This is a genomic window from Altererythrobacter rubellus, from assembly GCF_030284385.1.
Taxonomy (GTDB): domain Bacteria; phylum Pseudomonadota; class Alphaproteobacteria; order Sphingomonadales; family Sphingomonadaceae; genus Erythrobacter; species Erythrobacter rubellus.
The window spans coordinates 637923-662507 of record NZ_CP127221.1 but is presented as its reverse complement, the minus strand read 5'-3'; the positions used below and the strand labels follow the sequence as shown (position 1 = coordinate 662507).

Annotated in this window: 23 protein-coding genes and 1 pseudogene; 12 read left to right on the top strand and 12 right to left on the bottom strand. The window is 57.2% G+C overall.

Annotated elements, in window-relative coordinates:
• The first annotated feature begins 109 nt into the window (after window positions 1–109).
• Complete coding sequence (locus tag QQX03_RS03285; protein WP_285976454.1) at window positions 110–349, top strand: baeRF12 domain-containing protein; 240 nt, start codon at window positions 110–112, stop codon at window positions 347–349.
• Window positions 350–418: 69 nt separating this feature from the next.
• On the opposite strand, the gene QQX03_RS03280 is transcribed toward QQX03_RS03285, so the two are convergent.
• Entirely contained in the window at window positions 419–2650 is a 2232-nt protein-coding gene (locus QQX03_RS03280) for a DUF305 domain-containing protein (protein WP_285976453.1), read from the bottom strand.
• Between the two features lie 301 nt (window positions 2651–2951).
• Here QQX03_RS03280 and QQX03_RS03275 point away from each other — a divergent pair, with 301 nt between their 5' ends.
• The gene (locus QQX03_RS03275) at window positions 2952–3977 is read left to right on the top strand and encodes a serine hydrolase (RefSeq protein WP_285976452.1); all 1026 of its coding nucleotides are present in this window, start codon (window positions 2952–2954) and stop codon (window positions 3975–3977) included.
• Window positions 3978–4081: 104 nt separating this feature from the next.
• On the opposite strand, the gene QQX03_RS03270 is transcribed toward QQX03_RS03275, so the two are convergent.
• Window positions 4082–4324: a hypothetical protein gene (locus QQX03_RS03270; RefSeq protein ID WP_285976451.1), complete on the bottom strand. Its 243-nt coding sequence runs from the start codon at window positions 4322–4324 to the stop codon at window positions 4082–4084.
• Window positions 4325–4573: 249 nt separating this feature from the next.
• Between QQX03_RS03270 and polA the strand changes: the two genes are divergently transcribed.
• The gene (gene polA, locus QQX03_RS03265; RefSeq protein ID WP_285976450.1) at window positions 4574–7417 is read left to right on the top strand and encodes a DNA polymerase I; all 2844 of its coding nucleotides are present in this window, start codon (window positions 4574–4576) and stop codon (window positions 7415–7417) included.
• Between the two features lie 66 nt (window positions 7418–7483).
• Window positions 7484–8575, top strand: coding sequence for a mechanosensitive ion channel family protein (locus QQX03_RS03260; RefSeq protein ID WP_285976449.1), 1092 nt, complete (start codon window positions 7484–7486; stop codon window positions 8573–8575).
• Window positions 8576–8630: 55 nt separating this feature from the next.
• Here the strand turns inward: QQX03_RS03260 and QQX03_RS03255 are convergent.
• The 3 genes and pseudogenes from QQX03_RS03255 to QQX03_RS03245 form a co-directional block, all read right to left on the bottom strand.
• Window positions 8631–8912: pseudogene (locus tag QQX03_RS03255) on the bottom strand (AAA family ATPase); the annotation flags it as partial.
• Window positions 8913–9166: 254 nt separating this feature from the next.
• Window positions 9167–9535 carry a hypothetical protein gene (locus QQX03_RS03250; RefSeq protein WP_285976448.1) on the bottom strand — a complete coding sequence of 123 codons (369 nt, stop codon included), beginning with the start codon at window positions 9533–9535 and terminating at the stop codon, window positions 9167–9169.
• A 70-nt stretch (window positions 9536–9605) separates the two neighbouring features.
• Window positions 9606–9899, bottom strand: a complete 294-nt coding sequence (locus tag QQX03_RS03245; protein ID WP_285976447.1) for a hypothetical protein — start codon at window positions 9897–9899, stop codon at window positions 9606–9608.
• A 187-nt stretch (window positions 9900–10086) separates the two neighbouring features.
• Between QQX03_RS03245 and QQX03_RS03240 the strand changes: the two genes are divergently transcribed.
• From QQX03_RS03240 to QQX03_RS03225, 4 genes are read left to right on the top strand one after another with little or no spacing between them, the layout of a single operon-like run.
• Window positions 10087–10794 carry a CoA transferase subunit A gene (locus QQX03_RS03240; protein ID WP_285976446.1) on the top strand — a complete coding sequence of 236 codons (708 nt, stop codon included), beginning with the start codon at window positions 10087–10089 and terminating at the stop codon, window positions 10792–10794.
• A complete protein-coding gene (locus QQX03_RS03235; protein ID WP_285976445.1) occupies window positions 10791–11324 on the top strand; it encodes a nuclear transport factor 2 family protein in 534 nt (177 codons plus the stop codon). The genes QQX03_RS03240 and QQX03_RS03235 overlap by 4 nt, the downstream gene beginning before the upstream one ends.
• The gene (locus tag QQX03_RS03230) at window positions 11324–11986 is read left to right on the top strand and encodes a CoA transferase subunit B (protein ID WP_285976946.1); all 663 of its coding nucleotides are present in this window, start codon (window positions 11324–11326) and stop codon (window positions 11984–11986) included. The genes QQX03_RS03235 and QQX03_RS03230 overlap by 1 nt, the downstream gene beginning before the upstream one ends.
• A 3-nt stretch (window positions 11987–11989) precedes the next feature.
• A complete protein-coding gene (locus tag QQX03_RS03225; protein WP_285976444.1) occupies window positions 11990–13126 on the top strand; it encodes a CaiB/BaiF CoA transferase family protein in 1137 nt (378 codons plus the stop codon).
• On the opposite strand, the gene metK is transcribed toward QQX03_RS03225, so the two are convergent.
• The 6 genes from metK to hisS all read right to left on the bottom strand — a co-directional run bounded on the left by metK (window position 13123) and on the right by hisS (window position 20139).
• Window positions 13123–14364: a methionine adenosyltransferase gene (metK, locus tag QQX03_RS03220; protein WP_285976443.1), complete on the bottom strand. Its 1242-nt coding sequence runs from the start codon at window positions 14362–14364 to the stop codon at window positions 13123–13125. The genes QQX03_RS03225 and metK overlap by 4 nt on opposite strands.
• 40 nt (window positions 14365–14404) lie before the next feature.
• Complete coding sequence (gene lnt, locus QQX03_RS03215) at window positions 14405–16000, bottom strand: apolipoprotein N-acyltransferase (protein WP_285976442.1); 1596 nt, start codon at window positions 15998–16000, stop codon at window positions 14405–14407.
• A 45-nt stretch (window positions 16001–16045) separates the two neighbouring features.
• A complete protein-coding gene (locus tag QQX03_RS03210; protein WP_285976441.1) occupies window positions 16046–16657 on the bottom strand; it encodes a DUF4167 domain-containing protein in 612 nt (203 codons plus the stop codon).
• 232 nt (window positions 16658–16889) lie between these two features.
• Window positions 16890–17711 (bottom strand): peptide chain release factor N(5)-glutamine methyltransferase, encoded by an 822-nt coding sequence (gene prmC / locus QQX03_RS03205; protein ID WP_285976440.1) that lies wholly within the window; start codon window positions 17709–17711, stop codon window positions 16890–16892.
• On the bottom strand, window positions 17708–18775 hold the full coding sequence (gene prfA / locus QQX03_RS03200) for a peptide chain release factor 1 (RefSeq protein WP_285976439.1): 1068 nt from the start codon (window positions 18773–18775) through the stop codon (window positions 17708–17710). The genes prmC and prfA overlap by 4 nt, the downstream gene beginning before the upstream one ends.
• A gap of 125 nt (window positions 18776–18900) precedes the next feature.
• Window positions 18901–20139: a histidine--tRNA ligase gene (gene hisS / locus QQX03_RS03195; protein ID WP_285976438.1), complete on the bottom strand. Its 1239-nt coding sequence runs from the start codon at window positions 20137–20139 to the stop codon at window positions 18901–18903.
• A gap of 126 nt (window positions 20140–20265) precedes the next feature.
• Between hisS and ppa the strand changes: the two genes are divergently transcribed.
• Window positions 20266–20802, top strand: coding sequence for an inorganic diphosphatase (ppa, locus tag QQX03_RS03190; RefSeq protein ID WP_285976437.1), 537 nt, complete (start codon window positions 20266–20268; stop codon window positions 20800–20802).
• 12 nt (window positions 20803–20814) lie between these two features.
• Here the strand turns inward: ppa and QQX03_RS03185 are convergent, their stop codons facing one another.
• Window positions 20815–21195 carry a hypothetical protein gene (locus QQX03_RS03185; protein ID WP_285976436.1) on the bottom strand — a complete coding sequence of 127 codons (381 nt, stop codon included), beginning with the start codon at window positions 21193–21195 and terminating at the stop codon, window positions 20815–20817.
• A 247-nt stretch (window positions 21196–21442) separates the two neighbouring features.
• Between QQX03_RS03185 and lptB the strand changes: the two genes are divergently transcribed.
• The 3 genes from lptB (at window position 21443) to ctrA (ending at window position 24518) form a co-directional block, all read left to right on the top strand.
• On the top strand, window positions 21443–22171 hold the full coding sequence (gene lptB / locus QQX03_RS03180) for an LPS export ABC transporter ATP-binding protein (RefSeq protein ID WP_285976945.1): 729 nt from the start codon (window positions 21443–21445) through the stop codon (window positions 22169–22171).
• Between the two features lie 5 nt (window positions 22172–22176).
• Window positions 22177–23649, top strand: a complete 1473-nt coding sequence (rpoN, locus tag QQX03_RS03175) for an RNA polymerase factor sigma-54 (RefSeq protein WP_285976435.1) — start codon at window positions 22177–22179, stop codon at window positions 23647–23649.
• Window positions 23650–23822: 173 nt separating this feature from the next.
• Window positions 23823–24518 (top strand): response regulator transcription factor CtrA, encoded by a 696-nt coding sequence (gene ctrA / locus QQX03_RS03170; RefSeq protein ID WP_285976434.1) that lies wholly within the window; start codon window positions 23823–23825, stop codon window positions 24516–24518.
• Window positions 24519–24585: the final 67 nt, after the last annotated feature.

Genomic DNA, 24585 nt, shown 5'->3' with positions numbered 1-24585 from the left:
AGAGCCCCGTGGGACTTTCGTCCCGCGGGGTTTTTCGTTGGTCGAAACGCCCGATTTGAAGGCGACCAATTTCAGCGCGGGTGTGCGGCATCAGGATCAACTGGGGTAGATGTTAGGGCGAACGCAGCTTGATGAACTGGCTCACGGTGCCGCGGCTGCCGAATGGCTCAATCAGAAAGCCATCGGCGGGCAGATTGAAGAGGTGCTGGTAATTGCTGACCCAAAGACCCTTGGTGAAATGCGCCAGCATTATCATACAGAGCTTCGCAGCAAACTTGCCGGCGAAATCGACAAGACATTGACTGGTCTGCCGATCGATAAGATCGAAGCCGCAATCGACGCAGCCTGACCTGTCAGCGGGCAAGAAAAAGGGCCGGAAAGCTCCGGCCCTTCTCAAACCAGTCATTGAACAAACAGATCAACCGCCCTTACGGCTAGCCTGGACCATTTCGAGCACCTCGTCAGACCAGGTTACCTGCGTCTGCGTTTGCGGATTGAACACATCACCCGGATATTGTGCGGCTTCGGCTGCAGCAATTTCCTCTGCCGTCAGGAATTCACTCGGCTCAAGCGCAAAGACGTCAAGTCCGCGAGTAATCTCGGTCGCATAGATACGGCCATTGTACCAATAGGCCGACCAATAGCCCCCCGTTATCAACTGGTCGTTGTCGATTGGTCCACGATCAAAAAAGGCGATCTCTTTCGGGTTCTTTGCGTCCGTGAAATCAATCACTGAAATGCCGCCCTGATACCAAGCCTGAACGAAGATATCGCGCCCAGGCACCGGGATAATCGAGCCGTTATGAGCGACGCAGTTTTCCTTGCTGCTTTGTGGTGCAGGCAGCTTGTAATTGCTGCGGAACTCTAGCTTGCCATTTACCACTTCATAGATTGCGTTGGCGCCCCAGTTCATCGGGTCACCAGCCTGGCAGCGCGGGCGGCCACCGCCACCCCATTCATCCGTGAACAGCACCTTGGTACCATCATTGTTGAATGTGGCCGAGTGCCAATAGGCGAAGCCAGTGTCAGTGACATCGTCGATACGCTGCGGATTGTATGGATCGGATATATCCATGATGATCCCATTGCCTGAACACGCACCAGCCGCGAGGTTCAACGACGGGAAAACAGTGATGTCATGGCACTGGTTCGTATCACTGGTTTCCTGCGTTCCATCGCCATGGTCACCGCCACGCCACAGGCCCGCAATATTACCACCCTTTGCAAATACGCGAGGGCTTGACGTGATGCGAGCAGCAGACGGATCAGCGAGCGGGATCTCGATCACGTCAATGCTGAACAGCGCAGTTTCATCGCCAGCACTGTTGAAGCAACCCTCCAGCTCTTCATCGTCGCGAACATAAGAGGTGCCCGAGTTATAGAGCACTATGCGTTCATCATTGGCATCGACAATCGAGTGCGTGTGCGAGCCGCGGCAGGTCTGCACCTGCCCGACTTGCACAGGATTGCGAATATCGGAAATGTCGAAAACGCGAACACCACGGAAGCGTTCTTCATTGACATCGCCCTGAACCCCTTCGAGCCCGCAATCGAGCCGTGCGCGGCTGTCCTGGACACTCATCACGAGAATGTCGCCGACGATGGAAACGTCACCTTGTCCGCCCGGGCACACAATCGAACTGACCAGCGTTGGAACGCCATCTTCGCCCAATTCATAAGCGTTGAAGCCGTGATAATTGCCCGCGACCATCATATTACCGGAAAACGCGATATCGGTGTTTGCAAAATCCAGTGGCGAAGAACGACTACTGAAGCGGGGTTCCGCCTCTTCACCATCGTCCGCACTGTCTTGGTTTGCATCCTCTTCATCATCATCTTCGATGCGCGGCTGAAGACCAGCCGGATTTGCAGGATCAAAGAATCCAGCTGGCTTCGGCATTGCAGTGACCAAGCGCAGATTGCTGATCGCTTCACCTGCGTCACGGAAACCTGCAGCTAGCGTGGCACGCGGATCATCTGACAGCCCGGCAAGCAATTCGTTCATCCGTTCGACTTCAGTCTTCTGATCGCCCGCAACATCGTTTGTGAACTCAAACATCACAGGCTCATAAGCAGCGCCTGGCTGGCTGTGCAGATCATCGACCATATCAATTGCTCCAGCATGATGACGGATCATGAGTTGCAAAAACAGGCGGTCAAAAGCCGTGCCGCTAGACGCGGCGAGCTCTGCCATTTGAGCCGGCGTTGCCATGCCCATCATCTCGTGGTGCCCATGATGCATTGAATGATCGCCACCATGATGCGCCATCTGCATAGCCACAGGCTCGCCGCGGTCGGTAAGCCAGCCGGCCATGAAATCAATCTCGTCCTTCTGGCTCGCATTGATCCGGCCGGCGAGCGCGACGATATCTTCATTATTGGTACGGCCATCAACCAGCGCGGCCATCTCAACAGCTTGCTGGTGGTGGACGATCATGCCCTGCATGAAATCGACATCGGCAGGCGTATAGGTCGCACCGGCAAGCTGGCTCGCCTGTTCGACTGTCAGAACGGTGTTCCGTTCACCGGGCGCACCCGGCTTCACGATTGGAACACCTTGCGCAAATGCAGCGGTGGAACTGCTTACCATCAGCGCGGCAACAGCAGCCTTCATACCTGCCGATGACAGGCTGACGCGATCAATATTCATGCAAAAACCCAATTCTCTCAAATATCAAGCATGCCGCCACAGCATGCCCGCACTCAAAGCCAGAATATGGCCAACCCCGCAAACCCGCTAGACCCCGGCCCTGCGCAAATGCGCCAATATCTATGAAAACGATTGGCGTCACTCTGCAAACGACATGCATAGCCCAGTGGTTCCTTACATTTTGCAGGAATCCGGTCGCATCTCCGGAACATCCGGTCGCCCCGAATTGCTTCAATGCTTGCCTAGGCGAATCCCGGTCTGTTAATCTCCCAACAACACAAAACAGGATAGTTCACCGAGTATGGAACAGTTTTTGGGAAAATCGCTGATCGCCGCCTTGGGCGCAATTGCGTTTGTCGCAAGCCCAGTTCTGGCGCAGTCAAACGACCTCGAAGCCGCTTTCGACAGTACCTTTGGCACAGAGGTCAGGGCACCAGAGAGCTTCGAAGCCGTCTACGAGACATCTTTCGAGCGGCGGATCGCGCAACTGGCAGACGGCAGCCGCGGCCGCATCGGTGTTGCTGCCATAAATCTTAACACTGGTGAAGAGATTGCGGTACTTGGCGATCAGTTGTTCCCGCTGGCTTCGACCAGTAAAATTGCCGTGGCTGCTGCCTATCTGGAGCTGGTTGAACAAGGCCGGTATTCGCTGACAAGCGAGTTTCCACTGTTGATCCCGGTCCGTTCAGCGAAGTTTTCTTCGCGAGCTGCACCGGTTCGCGAAGGCAATTATATGCCGGCCAGTGAGCTGATCGAGATCATGATATCTCGATCGAGCAATCCCGCGACTGACGCGCTCCTGCGTGTGGTTGGCGGACCCGCAGCCGTGAACGACTGGATGCGTCGCCAAGGCATAAAAGAATTCAGTATTAATCGAGATATCGCAACTCTAGTGCGCGATGATGGAGAGTACGATCCATCCGCACACATCGACACACGCGATGCCGCCACGCCCAAGGCCATGGTAGAGCTTTTGCAAGGCCTCTATCAGGGTAAGTTCCTGTCCGCCCAAAGCCGGCAAGTGATCCTTGACGCTATGGCAAAAACCCGCACGGGAACGCGCCGGATTCCGGCCGAAATGCCGGGCTATGTCCAAGTGATGCACAAGACCGGTTCGCTCAACAACACGTCCAGCGATATCGGAATTCTTGAAGGCCCGAACGGACATGCGATTGCTGTTGCGATTTATGTGACCGGTCAAGGCGCGCGGGGCGCTCGCGAAGCCCGGATCGCTTCGATTGCGCGTGCACTTTATGATGGCTTCGCAGAGAAAGCCGGCGTGGCGAGCCCTCGGGTCTGGACCAGTACGGCCCGTCCCGGCGGCTGATTCCTCTTACCTATTTCGCGGTGCTTAAGCCGCAGCATAGAAAAAGGGCGGCACCATCGCTGGCACCGCCCCTATTTCAATCGAAAAATCGATTTGAGCTGAAATTACTCAGCAACTTCAGCAGCAGCTTCTTCAGCAGCTTCAACAGCGCCGTCTACTGCTTCTGCAGTTGCGTCAGCAGCTTCACCAGCAGCTTCGTCTGTAGCTTCAACCATTGCGTCGGTGTTTGCTTCAGCGTCTGCAGCCATTGCGTCTGCAGTTTCAGCAGCCGAATCAGCAGTTTCCGAGCAAGCAGCCAGGCCAAGAGCAGAAGCTGCAACAGCAGCAGCAAGTACGATCTTACGCATAATATAAATCCTCGATCAGCAAGTGTGTAAGGCAGATCCGATCTGGGTCTGCCAAAGCGAGCTTCTCGCATCGCTTCGACTAGCTAAATAATGGCTGGAATGTGGCAATGCAAGCGAAACCACACGTTCTCGCCTCTTTTCCGCCTTATTCTTCACCGTTGGTCGTTCACCTCATTCCCCGCGCAACGTGTGGGAAAATCGCCAGAATGACGGCTTACACGCGGGGCAAAGCGCTGCTAGCAAGCACATATGGCCGAGCATCAGCATCTTTATCTCGTCGACGGATCGTCATACATTTTTCGCGCCTATCATAGGCTTCCGCCGCTCACCGATCCCGAAGGCACACCGGTAGGCGCAGTCTATGGCTACACCACGATGCTCTGGAAGCTGGCCACTGACCTTGATGAAGCAGATGGTCCAACCCATCTTGCGGTGATTCTCGACGCTTCGGGGAAGTCTTTCCGCAACGATATTTTTCCCGAATACAAGGCCAATCGCCCCCCTCCACCGGAAGATTTGGTGCCACAATTTCCACTGATCCGCGATGCGACCCGCGCGTTTAGTCTCCCTTGCATCGAAGAGCAGGGTCTGGAAGCAGATGATCTGATTGCAACCTATGCCCGTGCCGCGCAAGCGCAGGGCTGGGACGTTACAATCGTGTCTTCAGACAAAGATCTGATGCAGCTTGTTGGCGAGAGAGAAGGTCCGAATGGGCCGGCGCGCATCGATATGCTCGATACGATGAAGAGCCAGCGGATCTACATCGAAGAAGTAGAGGCGAAGTTTGGGGTGAAACCCGAGCTGGTGGGTGATGTGCTGGCGCTGATGGGCGACAGTGTCGACAATATTCCCGGGATCTATGGAATTGGTCCCAAGACAGCAAGCAAGCTGATCGCAGAGCACGGCTCGCTAACCGCAGCGCTGGATTTTGCGCCGGAGATGAAGAAGTCAAAACTGAAAGAGCGGCTGCTGGAAAGCAGACAAGACGCGGAGATGAGCCGGGTCTTGGTCACTCTCAAGGAGGATTGCGATCTTCCGCAACCGCTCGATGAGTTCAAACTCGATGGCGTGCCTCCCGAACCATTGGCAGCGTTCTTGGAAAAGCATGGGTTCAGTTCGCTTTTGCGGCGGTTGGATTCTGGGAAGGGAAGCCCGGAGCGGCCCAACAATCTGAACCCTGCAAAACAGGAAACTGAAGGCGCCGTTGCTTCGGCACAGGGCAGCCGGCAACCGCTGCCAGAGATGCCGGCTGTGGATCGCGGCTCTTACGAGACAGTCCAGACCATGGAGCGTCTTGAGGCGTGGATCACACGCGCAACCGCCGCACGCCTCGTTGCCGTCGACACCGAGACCAGTAGCCTGGATGCAATGCGCGCAGAGCTGGTCGGCGTAAGCCTCGCGCTAGGCCCGAATGATGCATGCTACATACCGCTTGCACATGGCGGCAATGATATGTTCGCCGAAAGGCCCGAGCAGATTGATCGTGACCAGGCGGTGGCCGCTCTCAAGCCGCTGCTGGAAGACGATTCGGTCATCAAGATCGGTCAAAACATCAAATACGATATCAACGTGCTTTCGCGGTATGGCATCGATGTGGCGCCTGTTGATGACACAATGATCATCAGCTTCACGCTTGATGCCGGTCGCGGTGAAGTCGGCATGGGCGGGCACGGCATGGACGAATTGTCTGACCGTCATCTGGGCCACACTCCGCTGTCCTTCAAGGAAGTCTGCGGGACGGGAAAGAAAGCGATTCCTTTCGGGGAAGTGGATCTCGATCGCGCTACCGAATATGCCGCCGAGGACGCCGACGTAACCTGGCGTTTGCATCGTCACATGAAACCAAGGCTAGCTGATGAAAGTGGCACGCGCATCTATGAGCGGGTCGACCGCCCTCTCATTCCTGTAGTGGCCCAAATGGAGCGTCACGGCATCAAGGTTGACCGGGCACGCCTTTCCAGACTTTCAGAAGAATTCGCCAAGGAGACAGCTCGGCTCGAAGGGGAAATTCACGGCATAGCGGGACAGGAATTCACGGTCGGAAGCCCCAAGCAACTGGGTGACATTCTGTTCGACAAGCTTGGGTTCAAAGGCGGCAAGAAAGGCAAGAGCGGGCAGTATTCAACCGACCACAGCATGCTGGAAAAACTCGCCGGCGAAGGCGCGGAAATCGCGAAGAAAGTCCTCGAATGGCGTCAGCTTGCGAAGCTGAAATCGACCTACACCGACGCTCTGCAAGAAGCGATCAATCCCGACACGGGCCGTGTGCATACGAGCTATTCTCTGGTCGGCGCGCAAACTGGCCGGTTGTCATCAACTGACCCCAATCTGCAAAACATCCCGATCCGGACGCCAATCGGGCGCCAGATCCGCGAAGCCTTTGTCCCAGATGAAGGCAACGTCTTGCTGGCCGCTGACTATAGCCAGATCGAATTGCGGCTAGCTGCGCATATGGCCGACGTCCCGACATTGAAAGAGGCCTTCGCGCAAGGCGAAGACATTCACGCGCGAACAGCCAAGGAGATGTTCGGTGAAGTCAACCGCGATACGCGGGCGCAGGCCAAGACGATCAATTTCGCCATACTCTATGGCATTTCGCGTTGGGGGCTGGCCGGGCGGCTGGAGGTAGAGCCGGATGAGGCGCAAGCGATGATCGACACCTATTTCCAGCGGTTTCCCGGCATCCAGCGATATATTCACGAGACACTGGAGACGGTTCGCGAGCGCGGCTATTCCGAAACACTGTTCGGTCGCAAAACCTGGTTCCCAAGGATCAACTCCAAGAACGTTGCAGAACGCCAGGGTAGCGAACGCGCCGCGATCAATGCCCCGATTCAAGGGACCAGCGCTGATATCATCAAGCGTGCCATGGTCCGCATGATGCCCGCGCTGGACGACGCCGGTCTCGGTCACGTGCGCATGCTGTTGCAAGTGCATGACGAGCTTGTGTTCGAACTGCCCGAAGGCGACGTTGCTGCGGCCTCACCCATTATCGAGCGGGTTATGGCGGAAGCCGCTGGGCCAGCCGTAAAACTGGATGTGCTGCTGGGCATTGAGATCGGAACAGGCATCAGCTGGGATGCGGCACATTGACCGGCACACCTGAGCCATTTCCGGCATGTGTTGCAAAATGCCAATTCAGCACATACGCCGCTCGCAATGTTTGACCAAATCAATCCAGCTAGCTGGCGCATCGATTTGAATGTTCTGGCTTATGACATCACCGTATCCGCGCTGATTGTCGCGGTCGCGGTCGTTATTGCCTATTTGATTTACCGCGCAGCATTCCACCTTGTCAGCCGCGTAACCCGCGTTTCGGAGACAAATGTCGATGACGAGATTGTCGGCCGCATCCGTGCGCCGATCAAATGGTCCTTTATCGCCATCGCCGTCACCCTTGCGGCGCAATATGATGCGTCGCTGGGATTGCTGTGGGAACCGCTGGCTCAGTTCCTGCGACCCGCTCTGCTCGGCTGGATTGCATATAACGCAGTGAAGGGCTTCACCGCCGCCATCGAAGCGCGAATCGAGATCAGCGATGATCCTGTTGCAATGCGCAGCCGGCGGACCCGCCTAGCTGTGCTTTCGCGCGTTCTGACGTTCGGGATAATCGTCATTACCGTTGGACTGATGCTGTTTACTATCCCATCGGTGCGAGCAATCGGCACGACAATGCTGGCTTCTGCAGGCCTCGCTGCTCTGGCTATCGGTGCAGCAGCTCAACCCGCACTCAAATCGTTGATCGCTGGCCTTCAGATCGCATTGACCGAGCCACTTAGGCTCGGCGATCTTGTCAAAGTCGACGGTGAAGTAGGGCGCGTCGAAGAGATCAGGATGAGCTTCATCACTGTCCGCACATGGGACGAGCGGGTGATCATTGTGCCCACGTCGCGCTTCCTGGACGCAAGTTTTGAAAACTGGTCGCGCGAGAACGAAAAGCTTTCCGGTCCTGTCATGCTGCACCTTGATCCGATCGCCGATGTAGCGCCGATTCGCGCCGAGTTTGAGCGCTTCGTCCGGGCGCATGAGCTTTATGACGGACGCAACATGGCGCTTCTCATGACTGAGGCTTATCCCGAAAGTGTCGAGCTGCGTTTGTCAGTGAGCGCCAGTACCATAGGCGAACTTTGGCAGCTGCGTTGTGACCTTCGCGAACACATGCTCAAATGGCTGCGCGAGAACCAGCCCGATGCGCTGATCCGCCACCGGCTCGAAGTCCCCAACGGCCACCCGAAGGCGGGCGAGCCGTAAACGCAAGAGTTCTTATTCGATCCCGCTCTCTTCAGGCGAGCTGCCATGCTTCGCGACCCGAGCCGATCTCTGCGTTGCCGCGTTGCAGGCCATCGAGCCGGATGACGTCGAGCGATTCATCCTCAGTGTAAGCCGCCATGGCGATCGCTGGCGTACTGCGTTTGCCGGTTATCTCTACAACATCGCCTTCGGTGATTCCCAGCTCCTGAAAGGCGGAACGCGGAATTCGGGCAATACCCTGACCCGATTCCTCTTGCCGCGCCGCTGCGACTTGCAGGCGAACGGACTTCAGACCTTTTTTGGTCTTCTCTTTCTTGGGAGAATCAGCGTCGGCCATTGGGCTCTCTTTGATTGCGAACAGAGATCGTCGAACCGCTAAGCTAGGAAGCTCAGAGGCGGAGTGCAATCAAACTATGATATGAGCTGTGCGGGCGAGCAATGCAGGCCAGGCAAGAAAAAAGCCCGGTCAAAAATGACCGGGCTTGAAAGTCTTTGGGAGAGGATGCCTAAAAGGCACCGTCTATTTGCAGTGCAGCATTGTTTTTCGCAAGTGCGAAAAGAACATCCTGTGTTGCAAAATGCGCAACAACCTTAGCGCTCCGACTCCGTAGGTTTCTGAAATTTCATCATAAAGCGGTTGGTTTTGCCGCGCACACTCTCGTCGAAGATGGATTTCGTTATCTCGTCATCGCTGCGGCGCAACATATCCGACTGGCCGACAAGCACAAACCCTGCCGCCTGCATTGCCGCGAGCACTGTGGTGGGATCAATCCGGTGGACCGCATCCACCACTTCCCGGGTATCCCCGGACTGTCCGACATGATCGATCACAATTACGTGCCCTCCCGGCTTCAACGCCGCAAGCCAGTTGGCAAGCATCGCGCGCTCGTCGATCCGCTCCATCTGGAAGCACTCGGACGTCCAGTAGATGTCATGAAAGGTCTGATTGGTGAAGATCATGTGGACACTATCGGGCGCCAAAACCATGGCACGATTGCGAGTTCCGATTGGCCGGATATTGCTATGCCTGTCAGTTCTCGCTTCCCAGATTCCTGGATTGTGGAATGCAGCAGGATTGAGCGCATAGACAGCGCCCCTTGCCTTGGGCCAGCAATGCACTGTAGTAGCCATCTCCTGCCATGAAATCGGCAGTAACACCGCCTCCTGACGGTCCTGAGAAGCGCAAAACTTCGACCGGGTTGCGGCCTTCATCCAGCGCCCAATCTGCTTCGCTACGGCTTTGGTCTGCCACTGCATCGCTTGCCGGATCGGCCAATGCTGGCGTCCCCCAAGCAATTACGACACTGGCCAATGCAGCCAGCATTGATTTTCTTCGCATTTCACTACCCCTTGGTTGCAAGGGCAGGAGTGTACCATTGAAGCGATTTCGCAATCCCGCACCGACCAAGGCGCGACGGTTTTCGATCAAGAGAGCGGATGACAGCCGGCTTTCAAGACGCTAAGCGCTGCCGCTACGTAACCCTCTCCATACGAACTCCAACGAGGCGTTGATGCAAAAGATTTTTCCCGATGCCGCGGCCGCCCTGGAAGGGCTGCTATCAGATAACATGTTGATCGCCGCCGGAGGCTTTGGCCTTTGCGGAATTCCAGAGCGGTTTCTTGACGCGATCCGTGAAAGTGGCGTCTCGGGCCTGACCTTTGCCAGCAACAATGCCGGAATCGATAACGAGGGGATCGGCAAGCTGTTGCGCACCAAGCAAGTCAGGAAGATGATCAGTTCCTACGTGGGCGAGAACAACGAGTTCGAGCGCCAGTTCCTGTCCGGCGAACTGGAGGTTGAATTCTGCCCGCAAGGTACCCTGGCCGAACGCATGCGCGCCGGCGGCGCAGGCATCCCCGGATTCTACACCAAGACCGGGGTTGGAACACAGGTCGCCGAAGGCAAGGAACACAAGGACTTCAACGGCGAAACCTACATCCTGGAACACGGAATTTTTGCCGATTTGTCGATCATCAAAGCGTGGAAAGCGGATGAGACCGGCAATCTGATGTTCCGGAAGACCGCACGCAATTTCAATCAGCCCGCGGCGACATGCGGCAAAGTCTGCGTCGTCGAAGTCGAGGAGATCGTGCCCATCGGCGAGCTAGACCCGGATTGCATCCATTTGCCCGGTGTCTTCGTGAACCGCATGATTGTGGGCGCGCCATACGACAAGAAGATCGAGTTCCGTACGGTGCGCGAAAGGGAGGCCGTATGAATCCGATCGCATTCGCAGTTGCGCTCTCGCTCGCTGCCATACCCGCCTACCCGGCATTCGCAAGTCATCCCGAAGGAGTAGAGCTCGTGGTCAATGAACAAGCCGCCATTCAAACCACTATTGATGGCGTCTATGATGTGATCTCGGGTCCGGTCGGCGCGGCGCGCGACTGGGACAAGATGCGAGCTCTGATGACCGAAGATGCGCGTCTCACGCCAATCGGGACCGACGGCCACAGCTCGTATGACGTGGATGGCTATGTTGCGCGGTCAGAAGAGTTTCTGATGAGCCAAGGGTTCTTCGAGATCGAAACTGGCAACCGGATGGAAATCTATGGCAATCTCGCCCAAGTCTGGTCCGCCTATGAAGGCCGCACCGGTAGTGCGGATGGCCCTGTCTTCGTGACCGGCATCAACAGCTTCCAGCTGGTAAAAACCGAGAATGGCTGGAAGGTTTTCTCGATCCTGTGGCAGGCCGCTAATGACAAGCTGCCGGTTCCTGCTGACCTTGCCGAGACGGAGGCCGAATGATGAGCGCTGAAGCAAAAGGCTGGGACCGCAACCAGATGGCCGCGCGTGCGGCGCAAGAGCTGGAAGACGGTTATTACGTCAACCTTGGCATTGGTATCCCGACGCTGGTTGCCAACCATATTCCCGATGGCATGCATGTCACGCTGCAAAGCGAGAACGGCATGCTGGGTATCGGCCCATTCCCCTATGACGACGAGGTTGATCCGGATCTGATCAACGCTGGCAAGCAAACCATCAGCGAGCTGCCGCACAGCGCTTATTTCGACAGCGCAACCAGCTTTGCCATGATCCGCGGCGGGCATATCGACCTGACTGTGCTGGGCGCGATGGAAGTTGCCGAAAACGGTGACATCGCCAACTGGATGATCCCGGGCAAGATGATTAAGGGCATGGGTGGCGCGATGGACCTTGTTGCGGGCGTGAAGAAGATCATCGTGGTGATGGATCACGCCAGCAAGGCGGGCGAGCCAAAGTTCATTCCCGAATGCACCTTGCCGCTGACAGGCACCAATGTGGTCGACATGATCATCACCAATCTGGGTGTATTTCACCGCAAGGATCACGAAAGCCCGTTCCGCCTGATCGAGCTGGCACCGGGTGTGACGGAAGATGATATCGCCGCCCAGACAACGGCGAAATATGAAGTCGCGCTGAGCGCATAGCCCATGTGGCTCGAAAAGCCTCGCAACCCGAACGCCCCGCTGGCCGGGCTCAAAGTGCTTGAGCTGGCGCGAGTGCTGGCTGGGCCATGGGCAGGGCAAATCCTCGCCGATCTGGGCGCGGATGTGATCAAGGTCGAAGCGCCGGAGGGGGACAATACGCGTATCTGGGGGCCACCCTGGGTCGAGCATAATGGCGAAAAGACCTCGGCCTACTATCACGCGTGCAATCGCGGAAAACGTTCGATCGTAGCGGATTTCCGCCAGCAGGAAGATATCGCTAATGTTATCGGGCTCGCTTCCGGGGCGGATGTAGTGCTCGAAAATTTCCTTCCGGGAAAGCTCGCTAAATTCGGCCTGGATTATCCGACGCTGTCGAGGGCAAACCCTCAGCTTATCTATTGCTCGGTCACAGGCTTCGGACAGGATGGCCCACGGCGCAACGAACCCGGTTACGACTTCGTGATCCAGGGCATGAGCGGATTCATGTCTTTGAACGGTGAGCCCGGCGGCGATCCCATGAAGTTCGGCGTCTCGATTTCTGACCTTTCCTGCGGCCTATATGCCGCCAATGCCATTCAGGCGGCGCTGCTGATGCGCGAGCGCACCGGAAGGGGACAATGGATCGATATGAGCTTGCTCGATTGCTCGGTCTCACTGCTCGCAAACCAAGCTTCGAGCTATTTCGCGACCGGCACAAATCCACCGCGTATGGGCAATGCGCATGCGCAAGTCAGCGCCTATGGCGTATTCCCGAGCAAGGACGGCCCGGTCGTGCTGGCACCTGCAAACGACAATCTGTTTCGCAAGCTGCTGAACGTGCTGGGCCGGGATGATCTGCTCGATGACGCCCGCTTTTCTTCCAACGAAGCCCGTGTCGCCAATCGCGAAGAAGTCGACACCATGATCGCTCGAGAAACCGTTCTTTGGGAACGCGATGTTTTGCTGCGCCACTGCGCAGAAGCTGGCGTACCTGCCGGCCCGATCAACAATCTGGATGAAGTCTTCGCAGACCCCCAGATTCAAGCCCGCGGCATGCAGGTGAAGCTAGACGGAATGCCCGGCGTGCGCAGCCCGTTTAGATTCTCCGACGCAGAGTTGGCGCTGGACAAGCCTTCGCCAACATTGGGCAAGGACAGTTAAGCGACCGCAGCTTTCAGATCATCGATCAAATCGGTCCGTTCCCAAGGAAACAGATCGCCTTCAGGGGTACGGCCGAAGTGGCCATAGGCCGCGCTCTTGCGATAGATCGGCTTATTAAGACCCAGATGCGTGCGGATCGCGCGCGGGGTCAGCCCGCCCAGCTTGCCGATCGAATTGATCGCCGCTTCGAGCTTCGCATCGTCAACGGTGCCAGTACCGTGCGTATCGACATAGAGCGATAGCGGCTCCGAAACGCCAATCGCATAGGCGATCTGGATCGTGCAGCGTTTGGCAAGGCCTGCCGCAACAACATTCTTTGCAAGGTATCGCGTGATATAGGCCGCCGAACGGTCCACCTTGGTCGGGTCCTTGCCGCTGAAGGCACCGCCGCCGTGCGGCGCGGCACCACCATAGGTGTCGACGATGATCTTGCGGCCCGTCAGGCCAGCGTCACCATCGGGCCCGCCGATCACAAAGCTACCGGTCGGATTGATGTGCCATTGTGTCTCATCGGACAGGAAGCCGTCGGGTAGAATATCTGCCACCACGCCCTTCACATAGGACTTGAGCTCGGCTTCTTTCGCACCCTCGTCATAGCCCTCCGCATGCTGAGTGCTGACCACCAGGGCCGTGCAAACAACCGGCTTTCCATCCTTGTAGCGCAGCGTGACCTGGCTCTTGGCATCTGGCTCCAGAAAAGGTGCCACGCCAGAATGACGATCCGCGGCGAGCCGCTCCAAGATCTTGTGGCTGTAATCGAGCGTCGCAGGCATCAGGTCAGGCGTTTCATCGCAAGCAAAACCGAACATGATGCCCTGGTCGCCGGCACCCTCGTCCTTGTTCGAGCCTTCGGCACCTGCGTCGACGCCTTGCGCGATGTGCGCCGATTGGCCGTGCAAATGGTTTTCAAACGTCAAGGTCTTCCAGTGGAAGCCGTCTTGCTCATAGCCGATATCACGCACGGTGGTGCGGACCGCCTGCTCGATCTCTTCCTTGGCGCCGGGAGCCCAGCCGCCGTTGACCGCCCATTCCTCGTTATTTTCGTCATACATTGGTGCGCAGCGAATTTCGCCCGACAGAATGACGCGCTGCGTCGTGGTCATCGTCTCGCAGGCGACACGCGCTTCCGGATCTTTGGCGAGCATGAGGTCAACAATAGCATCGGAGATCTGGTCAGAGACCTTGTCCGGATGACCTTCTGAAACGCTTTCGGAGGTGAAGAGAAAATCGCTGCGCATGATACCTCGATATAAAGAGTTCTTTATGTGTGCGCGTTTCCTAGCTGCGGCGCAATCGCAAGGCAACCAGAGAAGCGCCGATCAAGAAAAAAGCCCAACCCAATGGCAGGATATTGCCGAGCTTCGCGAATAGCGTTGCGCCTTTTGCAGGCGGGATCGCTCCATCGAGCCGGCCATCGACCCCGCTGGGAATGTACGACCGGACGATTCCGTTTGCGTCGATGACTGCGCTGATACCCGTGGTGGTTGAACGCAGTACAGGCAGACCTTCTTCGATCGCGCGCAGCCGTGCATGCGCCAGATGCTGCGGCGGCCCCCAGCTCCCGAACCAGCCATCATTGGACGGGTTGAAAATGAATTGCGGCCGGTTTGCGCGATCGACAACCTGACCAGAGAACACAATCTCGTAGCATATCTGGATGCCTGCACGGCCAAAACGCCTCAGCTCCAACGTCGCAGGGCCAGCGCCCGGCTCGTAATCAATAGAGCCGGCAACAAGTCTGGAAAGTCCGATCGGTTCAAGAATGGAACGCATCGGCAGATATTCGCCATAGGGCACAAGATGTGCCTTGGAATAATTCGCAAAAATGTCGCCGCGACCATCAATTGCGCTCACCGCATTGCGAGCGCTGACCGCGCGCACCCGCCCATCGGGTTGCCCCATGTTCAAATGAACGAGACCAGAGAGAAGAATCGACTTCTCACCGATGACTGCGGCAATCCGTTGGCGCGCAAACTGCGGATCACGACCGGCTGTACGCGCGCGATAGTATCGATCAGGATAGCCGTCTTCGAGATAGTCCGGAATCGCGGCTTCAGGCCAAAGTACCAGGCGGGGTTCATCGCGGCCAGGCAGCGTATTCTCAGTCAGCCGTGCAAATTGTTCCTCGTATTTGGTCGGGTCGTCACGCTCCTCCTGCGGGATCAGCGGCTGGACCAGCACGAATGGAACCGTGCCTTCATCGTTGACGTATCGCGCGGCAGGGAAAAGCATTGCTGCCGATACGCCAACCGCGACGACGAACGAGAGCATGCGTACGCGACCCATGCTCCAAAACGCGATCGGCAGCCCTGCTATCAAAATGACGACGCCGGAGAGCGCGTAGGTGCCCAGCCACGGTAGCAGCAAGGCGATGCCCGGGCTGTCAAAGTCGCCCAACAGCATCAATCCCAACGGGGGCCAGGGATATCCGGTAAAAACCCAGCTGCGCAGCCACTCAGCCACAATCCACGTACCCGCGAACACACAAGTGAAGACCGTCATCGTGCCGCTACGCGCGATGACGTGCACGGCCAGCGCCGCAAGTGCAGGATAAATGGCAAGGTAGATGCAGAGCAGCGGAACTGCGAGCCACCCAAGGAACACCGGCATTTCAGATTGAAATGTGAACGCCGTAGCGATCCAGTTGTTGGCTAGGGTTAGATGCCCCAAGCCAAAGCACCAGCCCAATAATACCGCTGCTTTCCCTGATTCAGCGGCCCGAAGCAGAGCGATAAAGGCAGCGACACCAACCAGACCAGCCGGCCATAGCCCCAGCGGGGGATATGCGGTGGCAGACAATGCGCCGAGAACAAGTGCGAACACGCGAGGCCACTGAAGCAGCACCTGCCACATCCGGAGGACTTTTTCGGTCATGATCCGAATGCTGCCCCTTTCGCCTCAACCAAAGCCTGAACGGTTTTAGCCTACGGCTTCTTCGCTATCTTCGCTTGGCTGTTTAGGGCGGCGGCGTGGCTTGGGCGCGGCTTCACTATCGTCGTCCAAGGCTGCTATCGCTGGCGGAAGAACCGCTGCGTCAATCTCGCCATCTGCGCTGCCACTGGTGTCTTCGCGCGGTTTGCGGCGCGTGCGGCGCGGCTTCTTTTCGTCCTCGTCACCTGACTGATCGATGGGTTCGCCTTCGTAGCCCCGGCTGCCTTCGCTGGTGCTGTCGTCGCGACTATCGCGATTGCCACGCGAGCGGCGGTTGTTACGGCGATGATCGTCGCCATCATCATCGTCATTGTCATCGTCGGACTGGCCACGCTCATCCTGACGTCTCGCCTTGGCCTCGCCCTGACGCGCCTTGTTATCGGCTATCACACGGAAATAGTGGTCAGCGAACTGAAGATACTGCTCCATCAATACGCGGTCGCCATTATGCTGCGCGTCCTGTGCCAGTTTCTTGTACTTGTCGAGAAGCTGCGGCGCATTACCACGCGCCCGGTTGTCAATGCGATTGGCGCTATTGCTACCGCCCTGGTTACGGTTACTGCCGCGGCCGCGACGTCGATTATTGCGGTTGTTATTCAAGGAATTCCATCCTGTTTGGAGGCCCCTACGCGTCTAAAAATGTAACGCAGGGTCATCTCACCCCTTTATGTGCGCCCTGTCCATGGGACGGGGCAGTCCTATCCACATGATCCAGCAAGCGTTTTCGCTCTGCCTATCTCTTTGAAAATGTGGAGCTTAGGTCCTCGGTGAGCACTCAGGCTATCCGGGAACTGATTCGTGGGTAGACTCGCAGATCGAGTTTGCCAAGCCTTTATCGCAGAATCAGCGCGCGCGGGCGCCCGGACAAGTCACAGCGCAATTCGGCCGAGAACCCGTTTTTCTCTGCAATATTCGTTACCTGCGCCGCCTGAGAGGCTCCGATTTCGAGCACAGCCGCCCCTCCTTCTGTCAACAGTTGACGCAGCTGCGGGATAATCGCCCGGTAGTCGTCAAGCCCTTCTTCGCCGGCGAACAAGGCGCTGGCAGGCTCAAAGTTGCGCACGTCCGGATCGAGCTGAGCCGTGGTTTCAACATAGGGCGGGTTGGCAATGATGAGATCGAATTGGCCCACATCATCGCTCCAACCATGCTCGTGCCAGTCGGCACGCAACATATGCATGCGTTCGACAACGCCAAGCCTGGCTGCGTTCGCTGCCGCAACCGACAGGGCAGAAAGCGAGGCATCAATCCCGACACCCACTAGCGAAGGCCGCTCGGCCAGCAATGTGATCAACAGTGCGCCTGATCCCGTTCCCATATCGAGTGCGCGCCCGCTGTCCGGTGCAACCGCGAGCGCGGCTTCGACAACACATTCGCTATCGCTGCGCGGGATCAGGACATGGGGAGTGACAATGAATCGGCGGCCATAAAACTCGGCATCACCCAGGATGTAAGCAATCGGTTCCCGATGAACACGGCGATCAACAAGCGATGCGAAACCAGCAGGCGCATCATCTGACATATGTCTTAGGAGCATGTCCGAACGACTTACGCCTAAGGCATGTGCCATCAAAAGCTCTGCATCTAGCCGCGCGGTATCACTGGTTTCTGTCAGCCGTGCCGTTGCTTCGCGCAGAGCGACTGCAACAGTCACTCGTTCATCGCGGCGAGACGTTTGGTCTCGTCCTCTGCAATCAGCGCATCGATCAATTCCCTGAGGCCAGTGCCCGCCAGCACTTCATCCAGCTTGTGCAGCGTCAGCCCGATCCGGTGATCGGTCACGCGGCCTTGCGGGAAATTGTAGGTGCGGATGCGTTCTGAACGATCGCCACTGCCGACCATCGCCTTGCGCGCCGCCGCCTCTTCGCCCTGCGTCTGCTCGCGCAGATGATCATAAACCCGCGTACGCAGCACCTGCATCGCCTTGGCCTTGTTCTTGTGCTGGCTGCGCTCGTCTTGCTGCTGCACAACGATTCCGGTTGGCAAGTGCGTGATCCGCACCGCAGAGTCAGTCGTATTGACGTGCTGACCGCCCGCACCCGACGCGCGATAGATATCGATCTTGAGGTCCTTGTCTTCGATCTGGACATCGACCTCATCGGGTTCGGGCAGCACCGCTACGGTTGCCGCCGAAGTGTGAATGCGCCCGCCGCTTTCGGTTACGGGAACGCGCTGAACGCGATGAACGCCGCTTTCGAACTTCATCTTCGCGAACACGCCTGTGCCGGTAACATTGGCAACGATTTCCTTGAAGCCGCCAACTTCGGATGCGTTCATGCTGACCGGCTCAACCTTCCAGCCCTGTTCCGCCGCAAAGCGTTCGTACATGCGGTAGAGATCGCCCGCGAACAGCGCGGCTTCATCGCCGCCGGTCCCCGCGCGTATTTCCAGCATGGCAGGCTTGCTGTCGGCGCTATCCTTGGGAAGCATGGCGATCGCGAGCTTCCGCTCGGCCTCAGGCAGCTTCTCGCGGATCTCGCTGAGCTCTTCCTCGGCCATAGCCTTCATTTCGGGATCGCCGAGCATTTCTTCGAGTCCCGCAATCTCTTCGCGCATGGATTTCACCTGGGCGGCGGTCTTGGCGACGGGTTCCAGCTCGGCATAGTCGCGGCTGGCCTGCACAAAGGCTTCGCCCTCAAGCGTGCCCGAAGCCATGCGCGCTTCAAGCTCGGCAAAGCGATGCGTAATCTGGTCAAGGCGTTCAGCGGGTATTTGCATGTGGGACTTCTCTTATCGTCATTCCCGTGGTTGTGAAACACAGCCGAAGGCTGAACACGGGAATCCGGTTTGACACGAACGGTGGCTTCGTTCTGGATCCCCGCCTTCGCGGGGATGACGAATGGCTAGACGTAGGGCCTAAAGCTTTCCAAAACCAGGGGGTTGGGCTCTCCGGCACTTGTGAAGCTGTGACCCATATCCTTTTGCAGTGACACGATTGCCGCCGCTCCACTCTTTGTGGCCTTGTCATAGCGCTTGCGTGGCGACCCATTGGCGAATATCTCAACCACGAGCCCATCCTCACGAGCCTGGCGAGCCGCACTGATCGCTTCGGCGATCCGGTCATTGTCTTCAACGACAAGCGCTACATCGGCAATGGGCTCACCCTTCTCCCCAACCAACATCGCCAGCCGCTCGATCCCGGCTGCCCAGCCCACTGCAGGCGTCGGTGCGCCGCCGAGACTTTCCATCAGCCCGTCATAGCGCCCGCCGCCCAGGATCGTACTCTGGCTGCCAAGCTTGCCAGCCGCTTCGCTGCCTTCATCAGGAATGAACTCAAACGCCGTGTGACGATAATAGTCGAGACCGCGCACGAGGCTTTCCGCGCGTGTCCATTTGACTCCAGCCGCATCCAAGCCGCTGGTCAACGCCTCGAAAAACGCCTTCGCCTCGTCTGACAGGAAGGCATCGATCTTGGGCGCATCCGCCACGAACTTGCGGTCGCGCGGGTCCTTTGAATCGAGAATACGCAGCGGATTCTTCTCCAGACGTTCCTGCGAATCTTCGGAGAGCTCATCCTTCACCGCACGGAAATACTCGACCAACGCCGCGCGCCAGGCATCGCGGCTTTCCGCGTCGCCCAGCGTGTTGAGGTGCAGCGTCACGCCCTCAATGCCCAGCTCGCGAATGATCTGATCCGCCATCGCCAACAGCTCGACATCGGCCTGCGGTTCCGCCGCACCGATAATCTCTGCATCGATCTGGTGAAACTGGCGATAGCGCCCCTTTTGCGGACGCTCGTAACGGAACAGCGGGCCGTGGGTTGCGACTTTCAGCGGCGCGTGCTGCTGCCAGCCATTGGTGAGGTATGCGCGAGCGATCCCTGCAGTGAATTCAGGCCGCAGCGTGAGCGATTCTCCGCCGCGATCATCGAACGAATACATTTCCTTCGATACGACATCGGTCGTCTCGCCAATCGCGCGCCTGAAAACTTCGGTCTTTTCGAAGACCGGCATCTCGACGCGCCGAAAGAGATAGAGTTTGCGCACGCGCTCGAATGTTTCGACCACGAAAGCGAAAGCTTCGGCATCGGCGCCGAAAATATCCTGAGTGCCGCGAATGGCATTTGGCGTGTTCTTGCTCATGAGATGCGCGATTAGGACCAAGGAAGGCCTTTCGCAATGGCGCATGTATCGCTAAAGGCCGCGTCAAATAAAAACTAGCGCAGCTCCGTCGGGGGAGTGGGGCAGCGCTGTAAAGACGAGACCACAATGCGTATTGATATGATCCCCGCCGGCAAGAACCCGCCAGAAGAACTCAATGTCATCATCGAAGTCCCGACCGGCGGCGAACCGGTGAAGTACGAGTTCGACAAGGAATCGGGTGCGCTATTCGTTGATCGTATCCTACACACGCCGATGCGCTATCCGGCGAACTACGGCTTTATCCCGCATACGCTGTCGCCCGATGGCGATCCGCTGGATGCATTGGTGATCGCCCGCAGCCCGTTCATTCCAGGCTGTGTTGTGCGTTCGCGCCCGATCGGTGTCTTGAACCTTGAGGACGAGCATGGCGGCGATGAAAAGCTGATCTGCGTGCCTGTGGACACGACTTTCCCGTATTATTCGGATGTTGGCGAAACCAAAGACTTGCCCTCAATCATCTTCCAGCAGATCGAGCACTTCTTCACACATTACAAGGATCTGGAGGCAGAAAAGTGGGTGCGCGTTGGCAACTGGGGCGACGCTAACGAAGCCCGACAAGTAGTCGTGGAAGCGATTGAACGCGCGAAATCAGCTCAAGGCTGATTGCGGCAGGTTCTACATTATTGCGGCAATGCCCTTGAAGAGCATGGTCAGCACAAACGGCAAGCCGATCGCGAGCAACCAAAGCCCAATCAGATCGCGCTTGAACGCGCTTTCATAAGCCATATCCGATGCTTGCTCGTCGGTTAGGTTACGCCAGCGCCGTTCAAACTTTCGACAGGCCGGTATGATTGCGCCAACGAGAACGACGAGAGCGAACAACGCCATCATCTTCATGCCCGTTTCTTTCATCGCACCCATCGTCGCGAAGATCTGCAGGCCGGTATAAACCAACAGTGCATAGGCGACATGATCGCTCATTTTCTTGCGCCAGTCGTGCGCGTATTCGCGTGCACCCGCAGGCGCTGCATTGTTATTCGAGAACGTGTCGCTCATCGAAAGGCTCTCCCCAAAGTTCCTCTCACGGCGCAGAGTATCACAGAGAGTCGCGCCCAAGGCAAGACTGCTAACCATGCAATGATATTTAGCCCCAAAGCTTTGCCATGCATAAATCTTGCCAATTTGGCGAAAACGGGGGTTTTCTGCAGATGCTGGGATGCTAAAGCTGTTGGTGATGGACGATATGGAAACTCTAGCCACAGACAGTCACGCCGATGCGGCGGGTGCAATTGAACGAGTCGATATGCCCAACGGCGGACTCGAAGTCATCTCCATCGCGAAAAGCTATGACAAGCGCGCGGTCCTGACCGATATCTCGTTGCATGTCGCCAAGGGTGAAGTGCTGGGGCTGCTCGGACCAAACGGCGCAGGCAAAACTACCTGCTTCTATTCAATCATGGGTCTGGTCCGGCCTGACTCCGGCCGTATCCTGATGGACGGCGAAGATGTCACCAATCTGCCGATGTATCGCCGCGCAATCCTGGGCCTGGGGTATCTACCGCAGGAAACCAGCATTTTTCGCGGCATGACTGTGGAGCAGAACATCAATTGCGTGCTCGAAATGGTCGAGCCCGATGCGGATACCCGTGCCGCAGAGCTGGAGCGGCTGCTCGATGAATTCGGTCTGACGCGACTACGCGAAAGCCCGGCTATGGCGCTTTCGGGCGGCGAGCGGCGGAGGTGCGAGATTGCGCGAGCGCTAGCGGCCAAGCCCTCGATCATGCTGCTGGATGAACCGTTTGCAGGGATCGACCCGCTTTCGATCAACGACATTCGCGATCTTGTGAAAGATCTGAAAGAGCGCGGGATCGGCGTTTTGATCACGGACCACAATGTGCGCGAAACACTCGATATCGTGGACCGCGCCTGCATCATCTATGGCGGCCAGGTGCTTTTCGCGGGCTCTCCGCAAGATCTGGTCGCGGATGAGAATGTGCGTCGCCTGTATCTCGGTGAGGGCTTTACGCTGTAGCTCCGATGGCTTTGGGTCCTCGCCTAGACCTTAGGCAATCACAATCGCTGGTGATGACGCCGCAATTGCAGCAGGCGATCAAGCTCCTGGCCCTCTCCAACCTCGAAATCGAAGCTTTCATCGGAGAAGAGCTGGAAAACAACCCGCTCCTCAAAGCCGGAGAAGTGTCGAGCGAAGATGTTGGCGACCCTGAACCAGATGATATTCCGCGCGAAGAGGTCACATCGGATGTCCTGATTGCACAAGGGCAAGGCGAAGCCGAAGCGCCGACAGATCTTGATGCCAGCGCGCTTGATCGCGACTATGATACCGGAGATGCCGAATGGGGCGCGGCCCATGTGAGTGGGGGGCTCGCATCCGATCTGCCCAGTATTGAGGAGCGTAGCTCCGCCGATGTCAGCCTGGAAGAGCATCTACAGCTTCAGATCGGGGCTTACTACGATGACCCCAAGACCGAGTTCATCGCCCGTCACATCATCGGGTTGCTGGATGATACCGGCTATTTGTCTTTCGAGTTGAGCGAAATCGCAGGCGATCTGGGCGTCACCATTCAGGAAACTGAACGGGCTCTTGCGCGTGTGCAGCAGCTGGAGCCGAGCGGCGTTGGCGCACGGTCATTAAGCGAATGCCTGGCAATCCAAGCACAAGAAGCAGACCGGTACGACCCCTGTATGCAGCGTTTGATCGACAATCTCGATCTGCTTGCGCGCGGCGAAATCCCGCGCCTCAGGCGGATGTGTGATGTCGACGATGAAGACTTTGCAGACATGCTGTCCGAACTGCGAAACTACGACCCCAAGCCCGGGCTTGCATATGGTTCGAGTGCAACAGAAGCTATCATTCCTGACGTTCTGGTCAGCTCCAAAGAAGGGGAAGGCTGGGACATCAGGCTTAATGAGGAGACTTTGCCGCGCTTGATCGTCAACCGTGCATATATGCTTGAGCTGCAGGGCGGCGGGACCAACAAGGAAGCCAGCCGCTGGCTCGACGAAAAGCTGGCGGATGCGAACTGGTTGATGAAGGCGCTGGACCAGCGCCAGAAAACGATCCTCAAGACTGCCGCAGAGATCGTGAAACGTCAGGAAGGTTTCTTTTTGCGGGGTGTGTCAGAGCTTAAGCCGCTTACGCTGAAGATGGTCGCCGACAAGATCGACATGCACGAAAGCACGGTTAGCCGTGTGACCAGCAACAAGTTCCTGAGCTGTGAACGCGGAACGTTTGAACTGAAGTATTTCTTCACCAGCGGTGTGGGCTCCAGCGACGGCGAAGGCGCATCCTCCGAAGCGGTCAAGGCGCGTATCAAGGCATTGACCGATGCAGAAGATCCCAGAAAGATTTTAAGCGATGACACTCTGGTAACAATGCTTAAGGCCGAGGGCTTCGAACTAGCGCGCCGAACAGTTGCCAAATATCGCGAAGCCATGGGGATTGGCTCTTCCGTCCAGCGCAGAAGGCAGAAGAAGCTGGAAAACTTGTGATTTTCACATTCACCACCCTCTGTGACTCAAAAGACTCACTACTCGCGCGAAGTCGTTCGCTGAAGGGCTTTACGGGAAATTAACCTTTTTCGTTGAGACCTCGTGTGGTTAATTCACGGCAACCACTCTTTAGGAAGGGTTACCACAAGTCTGGGGCAAAGGGGAAACCACCCATGCGCGTGCTATTGATTGAGGACGAACCGACAACAGCAAAGGCTATTGAGCTGATGCTGACGACTGAAGGTTTTAATGTTTACTCGACTGATCTGGGCGAAGAAGGCTTGGATCTGGGCAAGCTGTATGATTACGATATCATTCTGCTCGACCTGAACCTGCCGGATATGCACGGCTATGACGTGCTGAAGAAGCTGCGCGTTGCCAAGGTGCAGACACCGGTTCTGATCCTTTCGGGTATCGCGGAAATGGACAGCAAGATCCACAGCTTCGGCTTCGGCGCTGACGATTACGTGACCAAGCCGTTCCATCGCGAAGAGCTGGTCGCTCGCATCCACGCTGTTGTGCGTCGTTCGAAGGGCCACAGCCAATCGATCATCCGCACTGGCAAGCTGGCAGTGAACCTCGATGCCAAGACCGTTGAAGTCGACGGCGCTCGCGTTCACCTGACAGGCAAGGAATATGCGATGCTTGAGCTGCTTTCGCTGCGCAAGGGCACTACGCTGACCAAGGAAATGTTCCTCAACCACCTGTATGGCGGAATGGACGAGCCGGAATTGAAGATCATCGACGTCTTCATCTGCAAGCTCCGCAAGAAGCTCAGCCTGGCAGGTGGCGGCGAGAACTATATCGAAACGGTATGGGGCCGCGGCTATGTGCTGCGTGACCCGGAAGAAGCTGCTGAAGCAGCCTAAGTTTCCAACAAGACGGAACTTGAGCGGCTCGCTGTTCCTGAGGGAGAGCGGGCCGTTTGCTATTCGG